The sequence below is a fragment of the Arthrobacter paludis genome (assembly GCF_056782315.1).
In genome coordinates this window covers 112,140-127,040 of record NZ_JBXAEW010000004.1, presented here as the reverse complement: position 1 = coordinate 127,040, position 14,901 = coordinate 112,140, and the positions used below count along the sequence as shown (strand labels likewise).

The following is a 14,901-nucleotide window of genomic DNA, read 5'->3' as shown; positions in this document are numbered from 1 at the left end:
CTTCCGGAGGCGTTAGCCTCCCGCGGCGGTCCCCACGGCCGCCGCCCGCCGCGCCGGCCGGCGGACCGCCCCGCCGACGACGGTCGCGACGACCTCGACACCGGGCAGCTCGTCCGGGGCGGTCGCGAGGATGTCGGCGCCGAACACGGACAGGTCCGCGGGCTGGCCGACGGCGATCCGCCCGCCGTCGGCGTCGCCCCAGGAGCGGGCCCGGTGGGTCGTGTACCCCTCGAGGACCTGCCGCGCGGTGACGGCCTCGGCCGCGACGACGGGCGGCTGCCCGGGGTGGCCCGCCTCGCGCCGCAACTGCCCGTCGGCGATGATCCGCAGCGGCTCGGCCGGGGCGATCGGCCAGTCGGACCCCATGGCCACGGTGACGCCCGCCGCGCGCAGGCTCCCGAACCGCCAGGCCCGGTCCTTCCGCTCGTCCCCGAGGCGCCGGGACCAGTTGTCGCTGCCGTCGCCGGAGCAGTACATGGTGCAGTGCGTGGGCTGCATGCTGGCCGCGACGTTCAGCTCCGCGAACCGGCGGACCAGCTCGTCCGGGATCGTCTCGATGTGCTCGATCCGGTGCCGCGGCAGCCCGCCCGCCTCCCCGGGGGCCGGCGCCGTCGCGATGGCCTCCAGCACGTGCCGGACACCGGCGTCGCCGATCGCGTGCGTCGTCGTCCGGACCCCGGCGGCCGCGCAGCGGTGCAGGATCCGCGTGAAGGCGTCCGCGTCGGTCCACAGCGGACCCGTCGACTCGCCGTTCACGTCCGGGCGCTCCAGCCACGCGGTGCCGTTGTCGATGGTGCCGTCGACCATGAGCTTGATGCCGTCGACGTCCCAGCGCCGTCCGCCGGCCCCCTGCAGCCCGAGCGCCTGCCCGACGCGGCCGGGCCCGTCGGAGGGCATGAGCCAGGGCGCGAAGTGCAGCCGGATCGGCAGCTCGCCGCGCTCCTCCGCGGCCGCGGCAAGCTCCAGCATGCCCTCGGACCAGTCCAGGACCTGCCCGCCGGTGAGGCCGCCGTCGGCCATCATCGACAGCACCTCCAGCATGGCGGCCAGCCGCTCCCCGAACCCCGGGGCGGGGACGCGGGACCCCACGAGCGCCATGGCCTCCCACTCCTTGAGGAAGCCCGTGGGCGCGCCGCCGGGGCCGGTCTCGACGTGGGAGGAGGAGGCGAAGCGCTCGCGGCCGGTCACGCCGGCCAGCCGCAGGGCCGCGGTGTTGGCGACGGCGGAGTGCCCGTCGAAGAGCCGCACGAACACGGGCCGGTCGGCCACGGCCGCGTCGAGGTCGGCGGCGGAGAGGTTCCGGCCCTCGGCCATCGTCGGGTCCAGGCCCCAGCCGAGGACCCAGCCGTCCCGCGCGTCAGGCGTCGCCGCGGCCTCCGCCGCGAGGGCCGCGCGCAGCCCGTCCAGGGAGTCCACGCCACCCAGGTCGGCGCCCCGGGACAGGTCCAGGCCCAGGATCGGGTGGATGTGCGCGTCCACGAGCCCGGGCGTCACGCAGCCGGCGCCGGCGTCGAGCACCTCCGCGGCGCGGAACGCGGCGGCCTCGCCGCGCCCGCCCACCCAGGCGACCACGCCGTCGCGGACGCCGACGGCGCCGGCCGGTGGCCGCTCCCCGTCGAGCGTGTGGACGGTGTCGGCGAGGACGAGCAGGTCGAAGTCGGGGCGGTCGGTCACAGGTTCTCCTCCTGGAGGGCGGGCGGCTGGCGGCGGAAGCCGCCGGTGAGGACGGCGAGGTAGGCACCGCCGAGGGCGAGCCAGGCGAAGCCGACGGCGAGCGCGTTGCCGGGCAGCGACGTCCAGAGCCAGAGCGTCAGCGCCAGGCCCACGAGCGGGAGCAGGACGTAGCCGACCAGGTCCCGCCCGCCGCGCCGGCCCTCGTCGATGGCGTGGGTCTTCACGACGGCGAGGTTGACCATCGTGAACGCCGCAAGGGCCCCGAACGAGATGATGGAGACGACGAGCTCCAGCGGCACGAACAACGCGGTCAGGGACACGAGGGAGACGAAGAGCGTCGCCCGCACCGGCGAGTTGAACCGCGGGTTCAGGGTGCCGAAGATGCGGCGCGGCAGCACGCCGTCGCGGCCCATCGTGTAGAGGATCCGGGAGACGGAGGCCTGGGACGCGAGCGCGGACCCGGCCGCCCCGGCAATGAACCCGGCGACGAAGAAGTTGGACAGGAGCGTCCCGCCGGCGGTCTGGATGATCTCCGCGGAGGCCGTGTCGACGTTCTCGAACGCCGTCCAGTCCGGGGCGACGAGGTAGGCCGAGAGCGCGATGACGATGAAGACGGCGCCGCCGGTGAACGTCACGCCGAGGATGGCGCGGGGGACGTCGCGGCGCGGGTTGCGGGCCTCCTCGCTGAGCGTGGTGACGGCGTCGAAGCCCAGGAACGAGAGGCAGAGGATCGCGGCGCCGGTCATCAGGGCGCCGAAGCCGTTGGAGCCGGTGAACGCCTCGGCGAGGTCGGGGGCGCCGGCCCCGGCGGCGGAGCCGAGGCTCAGCGCCACGAAGACGACGGCGAAGACGACCTGGACCACGACCACGATGCCGTTGAAGCTGCTGATGGACTTGATGCCGAGGATGTTCAGGACCGTGACGACCGCGATGGCGCCGAGGATCCAGACCGGGGCGGGCACCGCGGGGACGTACTCGTTCATGTACAGGCCGAGCAGCAGGTAGTTGATCATCGGCAGGAGCAGGTAGTCCAGCATCAGGGCCCAGCCGGTGAGGAAGCCGGCGTGGCCGCCGAACGAGCGCTGGCTGTAGGTGTAGGCGCTGCCCGCCACGGGGTACCGGCGGGCCATCTTCCCGTAGCTGAGGGCCGTGAAGAGCATGCAGACCAGCGTGATGACGTAGGCGCCGGGGACGCCGTTGCCGGTGATCTCGGCGACCGGGCCGAGGGTCGAGAACACGGTCAGCGGGACCATGTAGGCGATGCCGAAGATCATCAGGCCCCCGACGCCGAGCACGCGGCTCAGCCGCGGGCGTGCCGGCGTGTCCAGGGCGGGGGAACGGCGGAGCGAAGAGGTCATGGCGGGTCCTCGGGGTCGGGCGGGGCCAGGGATCCTGTGGAACCCGGAGCGTGAGCCGGGTCTCCAGCAGGTGTGAGCTGTCTCCCATTAAGTAAATGAATGACATTCGTTTTTGTCAATGCCCTGTTGTGCGCCCGTCCGCCCGTCACTGTGATCCACATTCGAGACAGGGACCACACCCTCCCCGTATCCTTAATGGAACAACCCTCCGGGCCGGCGGCCCCTCACACCGCCCCGCACGCCCGCCGTACCGCCGTTCACGCCGTCCCTCGCCGGCGAAAGGATCCCCCATGGACAAGGTTCGTATCCACGACATCAGCCACGCCGCCTACCTGCACCTGGTCTACGGCGACGCCCCGACGATGGCGCGCCTGCGATCCCGGGTCCTGGTGATCTTCGCGCTCGGCCTGCTCGCCGCGACCGGCGCCGTCGCGGCCGTCGCCTCGATGGCCTCGCTGACCCAGTACATGGTCATGGCGGCCTGCGGCCTGGCGATCAGCGCCGCCGTCCCCGCCGCGGCGACCCTCGTCAACCAGTGGCGCGCCCGCCCCGACGGCCTCCACGGCGTCGCGACCTCGATCGGCGTCGGGCTCACCGAACTCGGCCGCGCCGTCTGCGACTCCGAACGCCTCGGCGGCAAGGGCCTGCTGCGCACCGGCCACGTGGTGTCCACGTCCCGCGGCCCCGCCGGCACCGTGCGCCTGACCTTCCGCCGCCTGCACCAGGGCGACCTGCAGGCCGCCGCCTAGCCATCGGCACCGCCCAGGACCTCCGCGGGGCGGCGGGGCCGCCGCGCCAGCGCGCGGCCCGGCTCGTCACCGAGCTGCTGGCGCCCACGGTGCTCGTCGGTGCCCTGCTGCTCTGCCTGCCGCTGACCGCGCCGGGCGCCACCGTGCTCCACGGCGCCGTCGCCGCCCTCTTCACCGTCGGCCTGCCGTTCGCCTGGATCCTCTGGCTCAAGCGCCGGGGCCGGGTCACCGACCACTGGGTGGGTGTCCGTCGGCACCGGGCGCCGGTGTTCCTCGCGGCGGCCGCCTCGATGACCGCAGGCGGCGGCGTCCTGCTCGCGTTCGGCGCCCCGTCCGCGGTGTTCGCCCAGCTCGGGGCGATTCTCCTGGGCCTGGTCCTGTGCCTCGTCGCCAACCTGGCCTTCAAGCTCTCCGTCCACTCCGCCGTCGCCGCGTACGTCGGCCTGGCCGCGCTCGCCCCGTGGCCGCCTGCAGGCCCCGCCGTCGCCCTGCTCCTGGCCTCCGCCGTCGGCTGGTCCCGGGTCGCGCTCGGCGCGCACACGCCCGCCCAGGTGCTCGCGGGCCACGCCGTCGGCGCGCTCGTCGCCGTCGTCACCGCGGCCGGGTAGGCCGCGCGCCGCTAGATTGGTGCGCATGGCCACCGCGCACGAGACCCTGACCATCCCCAGCCCCGACGGCGCAGTCGCCGGCGCGTACGCGCGGCCCGACGCCGCCACGGCCACCGTGGTGGTGGCGCACGGCGCCGGCGCCGGCATGGACCACCCGTTCCTCACGGGGTTCACGGCGGCGATGAACGACGGCGGCGCCGCCACCCTGCGCTTCAACTTCCCCTACATGGAGGCCGGCAGGAAGTTCCCGGACCGGGCGCCGAAGGCCATCGACACGTGGCGGGCGGCGATGGGCGCGGCCCGGGAACGCGCGCAGGGCGAGCCGGTCTGGGCGGCCGGGAAGTCCTTCGGGGCGCGCATGGCGTCGATGGCGGTCGCCGAGGGCATGGAGGCCGCCGGCCTCGTGTACCTGGGCTACCCGCTGCACGCCCCCGGCAAGCCGGAGAAGCCCCGCGATGCCCACCTCTACGGGCTGGCGCTGCCGATGCTGTTCCTGCAGGGCACCCGAGACACGTTCGCGCTGCCCGGCGAGCTCGAGCCGGTCGCCGGGCGGATCGGGCCGAACGCGGTGCTGCAGTGGGTCGACGGAGGCGACCACTCCTTCAAGATCCCCCGCGACGAGCGCTCCCAGGAGGAGACCGGCGCCTCGCTGGCCGCCGCGGTGCTGGCGTTCGTGGCCGCCCACCGGTAGCCACAGGCCTATCTTCCCGCCGGGGCCCGTGTTAGACCGGGGAGCGTCCACACCCCCAGCCCCGGAAGGAACGACATGGCCACGCACAAGATCGGCTACCTCGTCGGGAGCCTCGCCAGCCAGTCCATCAACCGCACGCTCGCCAAGGCGCTGCTCGGCGTCGCCCCGCCGACCCTGGAGTTCACGGAGATCCCGATCCGGGACCTGCCCCTGTACAGCTGGGACTACGACGAGGACTTCCCCCAGGTCGCCCGCGAGTTCAAGGCCGCGATCGAGGGCTCGGACGGGCTCCTCATCGTCTCCCCCGAGTACAACCGCTCGATCCCCGGCGGCCTGAAGAACGCCATCGACTGGGGGTCCCGCCCCTGGGGCAAGAACTCGTTCGCCCGCAAGCCCACCGGCATCATCGGGGCGACGCCGGGCGCCATCGGCACCGCGGTGATGCAGTCCTCGATGCGCTCGGTGCTGAGCTTCCTGGACGCCCCGCAGCTGAACTCCCCCGAGGCGTACATCCAGTTCAGCCCGGAGGTCTTCGGCGACAACGGGGAGATCAAGAACGCGGATACGGAGCAGTTCCTGCGCCACTACATGGACGAGTACTGCGCGTTCGTCCAGCGCGTGCTCGCCGTCGGCGCCCCGGGGCACATCGGCGACCCGGATGACCCGAACGCCGCATCGCGGTAGCGGGCCCGCAGCGCGCGGCGCCGTGTCCGGCCGGTGGGGCCGGGCGCGGCGCCGCCGTCGTTCAGGCGGTCCGCGGAGCCGCGCCGAGCGGCTCGGCCAGCAGCTTGCCGCCGAACCCGAGCAGCACCAGCCCGGTCACCCCGTCGACCACGGACATGGCGCGCGGGTTGCCGAGCCACCGCCGGGCGTAGGCGCCGCCGAGGATCAGCGCGGCGAACCACGCCATCGTCAGCAGCCCGTGCACGCCGGCCAGCGCGGCACCCATCGCGAGCGGGGAGGCGCCGTCGGGCAGGAACTGCGGGATCGTCGCGACGTAGAAGACGCCCACCTTCGGGTTGAGCAGGTTGGTGCCGGCGCCCACCAGCCAGCCGCGCCACGGGGACGACGACGGCGGCGCCGCCGCCCGGGACTCCGCGGCGCCGGCGCCCCCTCGGACGGCCTTCCAGACCATGGACGCCCCGAGCCACAGCATGTAGGCGGCACCCGCGACGGTCAGCACCCGGTAGGCGGTCGCCGAAGCGGCAAGCAGGGCCGAGATGCCGACGGCCGCGGCGATCCCCCAGATCATCGCGCCGGTGGCGACGCCGAGGGCCGTCGCCCACGCGTAGGGGCGCGTGCGCGTGAGCGAGGAGCGCAGGACCAGGGCGGTGTCGAGCCCGGGCACCAGGGTCAGCAGCCCGGCGACGAGGGCGAAGGCGAGGAGGGCGTCGAGGACCGTCACGCAGCAAGCGTAGAAGACGCCGGCGCTACAGCCCGCGCTGGTCGCGGCGGATCGGGTGGTCCTCCGGGACCTGGACGAGCACGATCCGCGTCCCGTCCGGGTCCTCGATCCACGCCTCGATGAGGCCCCACGGTTCGGTCCGGGCGCCGCGCAGCGGCTCGACGCCGCGTTCGGCGAGGCGCCGGAGCTCCGCGTCGACGTCGCGCACCTGCAGCCACAGCACGAGCGTCGACGGCGTGCCGGCCTCGCGGGCGCCGGAGACCTCGAGCAGGCCGTTGCCGAGGAAGAACGCGATCCCGGCGTGGTCGCCGGAGCCGAATTCGCGGGCGACGCCGAGGCCGAGGGTGTCGCGGTAGAACGCCTGGGTCTCGGCGAGGTTCACGGGGCGCAGCAGCACGCGGCTGGAGAGGATGTCCATGCCCACCATCATGGCGCGTCCGGCGCTCCCCCGCCGGGCGGCCCGGCCGCGGGGAACGCGGCCCGCACGACGGCGAGGAACCGCTCGAGCGCCGGGGAGGGGCGCACCTCGGCGGAGTGGATCACGGCGGGGCGGAGCGGCGCGAGCCCGCCGACGGCCTCCGCGACGCGCACGTGCGGGGCGACGAGCCGCCGCAGCGCGAAGGGCAGGATCCCTACGCCGAGGCCGGCCGAGATCAGTGGCAGGGCCGTCTGCAGCGTCGAGACGTACTGCACCCGCCGGGGACGGAAGCCCTCCCGCCGCCACAGCTCGTCCGCGAGTTCGTACATGCCCGGAAAGCCCTGCACGGCCTCGGGGATGACCCACTGGGCGTCGGCGTAGGCGGCCGGCTCCACCGGCCCTCCCGAGTGCTCCTCGTCGCCGGGGATGGCGATGCCGAGCGGCATGTCGGTCAGGGCCTCGACGGCGAGACCGGGGTAGGCCGCGGCGACGGCACGGGTGTCGGCCGGCGCGATGAAGCCAACGTCGGCGCCGCCGTCGGCCACGAGCCCGAGCACCCGGGCGGGCATCGGGTCCGAAAGGAGCACCTCCACCCCCGGCGCCGCAGCGGCGAACCGCTTGAGCAGCGGCGGAAGGTGGGACCAGGAGAAGGACGGGACGCAGGCGATCTGGAGCCGCCCTTCAACCCCCTGGCCGACGCGGCGGACGAGGTCCTCGACCCGGCCGGACCAGCGGAGGAGGTCCCGACCCCGGTCCGCGAGGAGGAGGCCCGCCGGGGTGGGCTCCACCCCGCGGGGCAGGCGCCGCAGGAGTTCCGCCCCCACCTCCCGTTCGAGGGCCTGGATCGCCTGGCTCAACGGAGGCTGCGTCATGTGGAGCCGGCGGGCCGCCAGCGAGATCGACCCCTCCTCCACCACGACCAGGAAATATTCGAGCCGGCGCAGGTTCATAGTCAGAACATATATGGGGTTCTCGGAAAAACGATATTTGTCATATGGACCCTCGGGGGCGAAGCTCAATGTGACACCCACCACAACGCCCCCGTTTCCCTGGGAGGACCCATGAGCCGTGCCCCCTCGCCCACACCGGGCGGCCCCGGTCGATTCCGGCGCCGCCTCCTCAGCGCCCTCAGTCTGTGCGGCGCGGCCCTCCTGCTCGCCGGCTGCGGCGTCGGCATGGGCAGCGCCCGCGTCCTTGAAGCCGGCGACCCCATCAAGGTGGGGGTCATCCCCGTCGCGGACTTCGCGCCCCTCTACATCGCGCAGGAGGAGGGGTTCTTCGCGGACGAGGGGCTCAACGTCGAAACGCAGGTCATGCAGAACGCCGCGGCCATCGCCCCGTCGGTGATCAACGGCCAGCTGCAGTTCGGCACCGCGGCCGTGCCGCCGTTCCTGGCCGCGGCCCAGAAGGGACTGCCGCTCAAGGCGGTCGCCAACGGGACCTCCATTGCCCCCGACGCGGCCTCGGATCCCTCCGCCCTCGTCGCCGCGGAGGACAGCGGCATCGAACGGCCCCGGGACCTCGAGGGGAGGACCGTGGCCGTCAACGCCCTGACGTCGATCGTGCACGTCGTTGCGGCTGCGGCGATCGAGAAGGACGGGGGCGATCCCTCCAAGGTGACGTTCGTGGCCATGCCGTTCCCCGACATGGTCTCGGCGCTCGAGCGCGGGGCGGTGGACGCGGCCTCCGTGGTCGAGCCCTTCCAGGCCAAGGCCGTCGGGAACGGCGCCCGCGTGCTGGCCCACCCCTACTCGGCGACCCTCAAGCCGAACGGGACGTTCACGGTGATCTTTACGGCCGGCCCGTTCGCCGAGAAGAACCCCGAAACCGTCGCGAAGTTCACCCGGGCCGTCAACCGCGCCAGTCTGGTCGCGGCGGAGCATCCTGAGAAGGTCGGCCACGTCCTGGAGAAGTACGGGAAGCTCCCGCCGGAGACCTTCGCCAAGATCAGGGTGCCCATGTATTCGGACGAACTCAACGTCCCCGCCATGGAGCACACCGCAGGACTCATGCGGCGCCTGGGCTTCCTGCCCGGCCCCGTCGACGTCGAAGGAGCCGTCTGGCCATGACCACCACCACCACAACCGCGCCGCCCGCGCCGGTTCCCGCCCGGCAGGTGCCGGCTTCCCCCCGGCGGCCGCGCCCGGCGGCGACGCCCAGGGGCCGCTTCGTCCTTGGCGCCGGGGCCGTCGTCCTGGTTTTCGCCGCCTGGGAGGTCCTCTCCCGCACTGGGGCGCTGCCTGCCGCGGCGATCCCGCCCGCCTCCGCGGTCCTGGCCGAGTTCGCCGCGCAGCTGGGGCAGCCGGGTTTCTGGGCCGCCCTGTGGGACACGCTCTCGGTCGCCTTGCTGGGCCTGCTGCTCATCGTGGGCACCGCGGTTCCGCTGGCCCTGCTGATCGGACTCGTGCGCCCGTTCGCGGAGTCGACCTGGTTCCTCGTGGAGTTCCTCAAGCCGATCCCGCCGGTGGCGCTGATCCCGCTGGGCCTGCTGCTGTGGGGCCCCTCTCCGGGGATGAAGCTGTTCCTGATCGTCCTCGGGGCCATCTGGCCGCTGCTGACCCAGCTCGTGTACGGGGTCAGGGAGGTCAACGGGGTGGCCACGGACATGGCCCGCAGCTACCGGCTCGGCTGGTGGCTGACCACGTCGCGGCTCGTGGCCCCCTCGATCCTGCCGTTTGCGCTGACGGGGCTGCGGATCTCGGCCGCGATCGCGATCATCATCGCCGTCGTCACGGAGATGATCGGCGGCGCGGCCGGCCTCGGCCAGGACATCGTGGTCGCCCAGTCCGCCGGGGCGCTGGCGGAGATGTACGCGCTGATCCTCACCGCGGGCCTGCTCGGGCTGGCGTTGAACGCCGCCTTCCGCGCCGCCGAGAAGCCCCTGCTGTTCTGGCACCCGTCCGTCCGTGAGGAGACCCGATGAGCACCGCGACGACCACCGGCACCGGCACCCGCCCCCGCGGCAGGGCCCTGCGGCTCTTCGCCCTGCGGGCCTGGCTGCCCGCCGCGCTCCTGGCCCTGTGGTGGTTCGCCTCGGCCGGCAGCGAGTCCCTGTACTTCCCGTCCCTGTCCACGATCCTGGACACCCTGTTCCGCGACTGGCTGGGGGCCGGACTGACCGGGCACCTGCTGCCGAGCCTGGGCAAGTTCCTGGCCGGGTTCCTCATTGCCGCCGTCGCCGGCGTCGTCTTCGGCCTGCTGATCGGACTCTCCGCCACGCTGGCCGCGGCCGTCGAGCCGATCGTGCAGTTCCTGCGCTCGCTGCCACCGCCCGTGCTGCTGCCGGTGGGCATCCTCGTCTTCGGCATCGGCGCGGGCATGAACATCGCCATCATCGCCTTCGGCGCCGTCTGGCCGACCCTGCTGAACACCATCGACGGGGTCCGCTCCCTGGACGGGCAGGTCCGCGAGGTCTCCCGCTCGTACCGGCTGACCCTGCCCCAGCGGGTGCGCTACGTCATCCTGCCCAACGCCGGACCCCAGATCTTCGCCGGTCTGCGCACCACCCTGCAGATCTCCATCATCCTCATCGTCGTCTCGGAGATGGTCGCCTCCGTCAACGGGATCGGCTACTACCTCCTGAACTCCCAGCAGACCTTCGCGGTCGCGGCCACCTGGGCCGGCACCCTGCTGCTGGGCATCCTGGGCTACCTCGCCAACCTCGTCTTCCTCCGCATCGAGTCCCGCGTCCTGCGCTGGCACTCCGGGATGCGGTCCGTCTCCGGAAAGGGCGCCTGACATGACCACCCACCCCACCACCGCCTCAACCCCGGCCGCGGCCGGCGGAACCGCCACCGGGGCCGCCGGCGCGGACGCCGGGTTCGGCGAGGTCCTGCTCGAGCTCGAACAGCTGCGCAAGAGCTACGGGCCCGCCCGGATCCTCGACGGCGTGGACCTGTCCATCCGCAAGGGCGAGTTCGTGTGCATCGTCGGGCCCTCCGGGTCCGGCAAGACCACGCTGCTCAAGTGCATGGCCGGCCTCCTGGACCCCACGGACGGGCGCACCGTCTTCGAGGGCGAGACCGTCACCGAGCCCCCGGCCAAGCTCGCCGTCGTCTTCCAGGACTACTCCCGGTCCCTGCTCCCGTGGATGAGCGTGGCCGCCAACATCGAACTGCCGCTGAAGAACAAGCTGCCCAAGGCCGAACGCCCCGCCCGCATCGCCTCCGTGCTCGCCGCCGTCGGCCTGGCCGGCAAGGGCGACCTCTACCCCTGGCAGATGTCCGGGGGCATGCAGCAGCGCGCCGCGATCGCCCGCGGCCTGGCCTACCAGCCCGACGTGCTGCTCATGGACGAGCCCTTCGCCGCCGTCGACGCCCAGACCCGCATCGAGCTCGAGGACCTGGTCCTGCGCGTGCGCCGCGACTTCGACACCACGGTCGTCTTCGTCACCCACGACATCGACGAGGCCGTCTACCTCGGGGACCGCGTCATCGTGCTCTCCGGCGCGCCCACCACGGTCAACCGCAACATCGCCGTCGGCCTCCCGCGCCCGCGCCACCAGCGCGACACCAAGCTGCTGCCCGAGTACGCGCGCCTGCGCGCCGAGGTCTTCGAGCTCATCCAGTCCGCCCAGTCCCACGCCTCCATCGCCTAGGCCCCCAGCAGAAGGAAACCCACGTGGCACACCACCCGATGACGGCCGCCCAGGCCGCCCAGTACCGCACCCGCGTCACCCTGCTCGGCACCGCCGGCGGCCCACCCTGGTGGGACGGCTCCGACCGCAACGGCATCTCCACCGTCGTCTCCGTCGGCGACGCCCACTACCTCATCGACTGCGGGGAGGGCTGGGGACCCCAGTTCCGCAAGTCCGGCCTCGGGCCCGCCGGGTTCCAAAAGGGCCTGGACAACCTGCGCGGCGTCTTCATCACCCACCACCACTCCGACCACATGGTCGACTACCCCAACCTGCTCCTGCTCGCCTGGCACAACGGCTCCGACGGGCTCCGCCAACCCATCCAGGTCATCGGCCCCGGAGACCGCGGCACCCTGCCCCCGATCTTCGCCGAGGAGAACCGCGACCACCTGCCCGAGGTCTTCAACCCCGAATCCCCCACCCCCGGCCTCGTCGAGTCCACCCAGCGCCTCCTGCAGGCCTACGCGCTGGACATCAACGACCGCATGCGCGACAACGCCAAGCAGGACCTGCGCGAGATCTTCGAGTTCCACGACATCGAACTGCCCGCGGGCACCGGGGACGACCCCAACGGGGACCCCACCCCGGCCATGGAGCCCTTCGAGGTCTACCGGGACGAGAACATCCGCGTCACCGCGATCCTCGTGGACCACCGCCCCATCTTCCCCGCCTTCGCGTTCCGCTTCGAGACCCCAGACGGCGACATCGTCGTCTCCGGCGACACCGGGGTCTGCGACAACCTCGTCACCATCGCCCAGGGCGCAGACATTCTCCTGCACGAATGCATCGACATGGACTGGGTCGACGGCCTCCTCGGCCCCGACTCCCCCAAGCCCGACCCGAACCTCATGCAGCACATGCTCGCCGCCCACACCGCCATCGAGGAAGTCGGCCCCCAAGCCCAAAAGGCCGGCGTCGACACGCTCGTCCTCACCCATCTGGTGCCCGGGAACACGCCGGTCGAAAAGTGGGAGAAGGCCCAGGTCGGCTACTCCGGCACCCTCGTCGTCGGCGAGGACCTCATGGCCTTCGGCCTCGGGCCACGGCGCGGAGCCGGGGATGCGTGAGCGGACGACGGCGGCGCTGCCGCGGCGCACGCTGCTCGGCGGCGCGGCCGCCGCGGCGGGCGTCGGCGCCGCCGGCCTCTTCGGAGGCGCGTCCCCGTCGCATGCCGCCCGGGACACGGGCGGGCCGCGCGTACTCAACCCCGAAGTCCCGGGCCATATGCAGGTCGTGCTCCTGGGCACCGGGGGCGGTCCCGCCTGGCAGCCCGGGGCCGAGCGCCACGGGATCGCGACGGCGGTCTCCGTCGGCGACCGCTACTACCTGGTCGACGCCGGCGAGGGGGTCGGCCCGCAGCTTCGGCGCGCCCGGCTGGGGAACTGGACCGACATCGCCCGTGGCCCCCTGGACGCACTGCGCGCCGTGTTCCTGACCCATCTCCACTCCGACCACGTCTCCGACCTGTCCAACCTGTTCAGTCTCGGCATGTTCAACGGGGTCCCCGCGGCGGAGCTGCCGATCCACCTCTACGGGCCGGGCCCGCGCGGCGCCCTGCCGCCCCTGTTCGGCACGGCCCCCGCGCCGGAGGTGGTCGCGCCGGAGTCCCCGACCCCGGGCACGAGGGAGATGTGGGATCGCCTCGTCCAGGCCTTCGCGACGGACTTCAACGACCGGGCGCGGGACAACCGGAAGCCCACGCCCATGTCCGCCGTCGCGGCCCACGACATCCCGCTGCCTGCGCACCTGACGGCCGACCCGAACGGGACCCCGGAACCGGCCATGGACCCGGTCCCGGTGTACGAGGACGACCGCGTGCGGGTCACGGCGACGCTGGTGCAGCACGCGCCTGTCTTCCCGGCCTTCGGGTTCCGGTTCGAGTCCGAGTACGGCTCGGTCGTCGTGTCCGGGGACACCGGTCCGTCGCGGAACCTGGTCCGGCTCGCCGCCCGCGCCGACGTGCTGCTGCACGAGGTCATCGCCCAGGAGTGGGTCGACGACTTCCTCCCCGAGCCCCGAAACGCGGCGCAGGAGGGCCTCTACCGCCACCTGCTGGCCGCCCACACGACGGTCGAGCAGTGCGGACAGGTCGCCACCGACGCGGAGGTCGGACGCCTCGTCCTGCACCACATGGTGCCCTCCGCCTACCCGGACCGGAAGTTCGCGCATATCAGGGACCACTTCGCCGGGCCGTCCGTCGTCGGCCGGGACCTGATGGTCATCAACGTCGGGTGAGCCGCCCGCCGGTACACTGGAGACCCATGTCACACCGCAGCGGCACGCTCCCGGTGGGCTTCACCCGGTTCAGCACCGACGGCCTGCCGGACGAGCGGCGCATCCCGCAGTGGGAGCGCCACAACGCCCGCGCCCTCGTCGCCCTGGAGGCCAGGACCGAGGGCGCGGCGCCGTTGCGCGCCACGGAGCTCAACCTGGCCCTCCCCCGGCTCGGGCTCGCGCGGGTCACCGGGACGGCGCACCGGGTCGCGCGGGACGAGGCACACGTCGCCGCGCACCCGACCCGGGGCCTGGTGGCCTACCTGGCGGTGCGGGGCACCGGCCGCTTCACGCACCGCGACGGGACGGAGACCGTGGCCCCGGGCCACGGCATCCTCGTCGACGGGGACCAGCCCTTCGAACGCGCCTTCGCCGCGGGGCTGACGGAGCTCGCGGTCAAGGTGCCTCGCCGCCTGCTGGGTGGCGCTGGCGAGCGCGGGCCACTCTTGCGTCGGCCACTCGTGTTCGAGTTCGGGGGCGACCACGGCGGCGCCGGCGGCCGCCTGGCCCACCTCGCCGGTGACGCCCTCGCCGGCAAGCCCACGGCGTGGGATCCCCTGGAGACCGAGCTCGTCGGACTTGTCGCGGAGCTGCTGACCGATGGCCCCGCGGCGGGGCACCTCGAGGCCGCCCGGTCGTTCATCGGCGAGCACTACCGGCGGCAGGAGCTCTCCGCCGCGGGCATCGCCGCCGCGATCGGATTGTCCGAGCGCCAGCTCTCCCGGGTACTCGCCGCCGCCGACACCAGCGTCCCCCGAGAGATCCTGGACGCCCGCCTCGGCGCCGCCCACCGCCTGCTGGGCACCGCCGCCTTGGCCCACGTGCCCCTCTCCGACCTCGCCACCCGGTGCGGCTTCGCTTCCCAGGCCCAGTTCTCCCGCAGCTACCGCGCGCGGTTCGGGACCCCGCCGCTGCGGCACCGCCGCGAGCTCCTCGCCGCACGGTAGGCCGCCCCCACCCCCGCGCAGCGCGGGGAGCGCCGCCGTCGCACTCCCGCAGCAACCCGCCGCCGTCGTCGTTTTTGTCTTTTTCCGCCGTGATTGCCACCACGCGCCCCTGTGACCCACAGCGCAGCGATGCTGGTTCCA

16 protein-coding genes are annotated in these 14,901 nt (G+C 73.4%); 11 read left to right on the top strand and 5 right to left on the bottom strand.

Going from position 1 to position 14,901, the window contains the following annotated elements; translation table 11 throughout:
• Nucleotides 1-12 precede the first annotated feature (12 nt).
• Together AC1Q5D_RS04750 and AC1Q5D_RS04745 are read right to left on the bottom strand one after the other, a co-directional pair.
• Entirely contained in the window at nt 13-1,674 is a 1,662-nt protein-coding gene (locus AC1Q5D_RS04750) for an amidohydrolase (protein WP_481737420.1), read from the bottom strand.
• Entirely contained in the window at nt 1,671-3,032 is a 1,362-nt protein-coding gene (locus tag AC1Q5D_RS04745; protein WP_481737419.1) for an APC family permease, read from the bottom strand. The genes AC1Q5D_RS04750 and AC1Q5D_RS04745 overlap by 4 nt, the downstream gene beginning before the upstream one ends.
• Before the next feature lie 290 nt (nt 3,033-3,322).
• On the opposite strand from AC1Q5D_RS04745, the gene AC1Q5D_RS04740 reads away from it, so the two are divergent.
• The 4 genes from AC1Q5D_RS04740 (at nt 3,323) to AC1Q5D_RS04725 (ending at nt 5,764) form a co-directional block, all read left to right on the top strand.
• Nucleotides 3,323-3,781 carry a hypothetical protein gene (locus AC1Q5D_RS04740; RefSeq protein ID WP_481737418.1) on the top strand — a complete coding sequence of 153 codons (459 nt, stop codon included), beginning with the start codon at nt 3,323-3,325 and terminating at the stop codon, nt 3,779-3,781.
• Nucleotides 3,782-3,870: 89 nt separating this feature from the next.
• Nucleotides 3,871-4,389 carry a phosphatase PAP2 family protein gene (locus tag AC1Q5D_RS04735; protein WP_481737417.1) on the top strand — a complete coding sequence of 173 codons (519 nt, stop codon included), beginning with the start codon at nt 3,871-3,873 and terminating at the stop codon, nt 4,387-4,389.
• A gap of 25 nt (nt 4,390-4,414) precedes the next feature.
• Nucleotides 4,415-5,080, top strand: a complete 666-nt coding sequence (locus tag AC1Q5D_RS04730) for an alpha/beta hydrolase family protein (protein ID WP_481737416.1) — start codon at nt 4,415-4,417, stop codon at nt 5,078-5,080.
• 75 nt (nt 5,081-5,155) lie between these two features.
• Nucleotides 5,156-5,764: an NADPH-dependent FMN reductase gene (locus tag AC1Q5D_RS04725; RefSeq protein WP_481737415.1), complete on the top strand. Its 609-nt coding sequence runs from the start codon at nt 5,156-5,158 to the stop codon at nt 5,762-5,764.
• 61 nt (nt 5,765-5,825) lie between these two features.
• On the opposite strand, the gene AC1Q5D_RS04720 is transcribed toward AC1Q5D_RS04725, so the two are convergent.
• Genes AC1Q5D_RS04720 through AC1Q5D_RS04710 form a run of 3 tightly spaced genes read right to left on the bottom strand, consistent with a single transcriptional unit; the run spans nt 5,826 to nt 7,853 of the window.
• A complete protein-coding gene (locus AC1Q5D_RS04720) occupies nt 5,826-6,485 on the bottom strand; it encodes a LysE family translocator (RefSeq protein ID WP_481737414.1) in 660 nt (219 codons plus the stop codon).
• A 25-nt stretch (nt 6,486-6,510) separates the two neighbouring features.
• Complete coding sequence (locus AC1Q5D_RS04715; protein ID WP_481737413.1) at nt 6,511-6,903, bottom strand: VOC family protein; 393 nt, start codon at nt 6,901-6,903, stop codon at nt 6,511-6,513.
• Nucleotides 6,904-6,911: 8 nt separating this feature from the next.
• Nucleotides 6,912-7,853, bottom strand: coding sequence for a LysR family transcriptional regulator (locus tag AC1Q5D_RS04710; protein ID WP_481737412.1), 942 nt, complete (start codon nt 7,851-7,853; stop codon nt 6,912-6,914).
• Between the two features lie 111 nt (nt 7,854-7,964).
• Here AC1Q5D_RS04710 and AC1Q5D_RS04705 point away from each other — a divergent pair, with 111 nt between their 5' ends.
• From AC1Q5D_RS04705 to AC1Q5D_RS04675, 7 genes are read left to right on the top strand one after another with little or no spacing between them, the layout of a single operon-like run.
• Nucleotides 7,965-8,972, top strand: a complete 1,008-nt coding sequence (locus AC1Q5D_RS04705) for an ABC transporter substrate-binding protein (protein ID WP_481737411.1) — start codon at nt 7,965-7,967, stop codon at nt 8,970-8,972.
• Complete coding sequence (locus AC1Q5D_RS04700) at nt 8,969-9,826, top strand: ABC transporter permease (RefSeq protein WP_481737410.1); 858 nt, start codon at nt 8,969-8,971, stop codon at nt 9,824-9,826. Before AC1Q5D_RS04705 ends, AC1Q5D_RS04700 begins: the two co-directional genes overlap by 4 nt.
• The gene (locus AC1Q5D_RS04695) at nt 9,823-10,641 is read left to right on the top strand and encodes an ABC transporter permease (protein WP_481737409.1); all 819 of its coding nucleotides are present in this window, start codon (nt 9,823-9,825) and stop codon (nt 10,639-10,641) included. Before AC1Q5D_RS04700 ends, AC1Q5D_RS04695 begins: the two co-directional genes overlap by 4 nt.
• A gap of 1 nt (nt 10,642) precedes the next feature.
• A complete protein-coding gene (locus AC1Q5D_RS04690; protein WP_481737408.1) occupies nt 10,643-11,500 on the top strand; it encodes an ABC transporter ATP-binding protein in 858 nt (285 codons plus the stop codon).
• Between the two features lie 23 nt (nt 11,501-11,523).
• Nucleotides 11,524-12,606, top strand: a complete 1,083-nt coding sequence (locus AC1Q5D_RS04685; protein WP_481737407.1) for an MBL fold metallo-hydrolase — start codon at nt 11,524-11,526, stop codon at nt 12,604-12,606.
• Nucleotides 12,599-13,774 (top strand): MBL fold metallo-hydrolase, encoded by a 1,176-nt coding sequence (locus tag AC1Q5D_RS04680; RefSeq protein ID WP_481737406.1) that lies wholly within the window; start codon nt 12,599-12,601, stop codon nt 13,772-13,774. The genes AC1Q5D_RS04685 and AC1Q5D_RS04680 overlap by 8 nt, the downstream gene beginning before the upstream one ends.
• Before the next feature lie 26 nt (nt 13,775-13,800).
• On the top strand, nt 13,801-14,760 hold the full coding sequence (locus AC1Q5D_RS04675; RefSeq protein WP_481737405.1) for a helix-turn-helix transcriptional regulator: 960 nt from the start codon (nt 13,801-13,803) through the stop codon (nt 14,758-14,760).
• Nucleotides 14,761-14,901 lie beyond the last annotated feature (141 nt).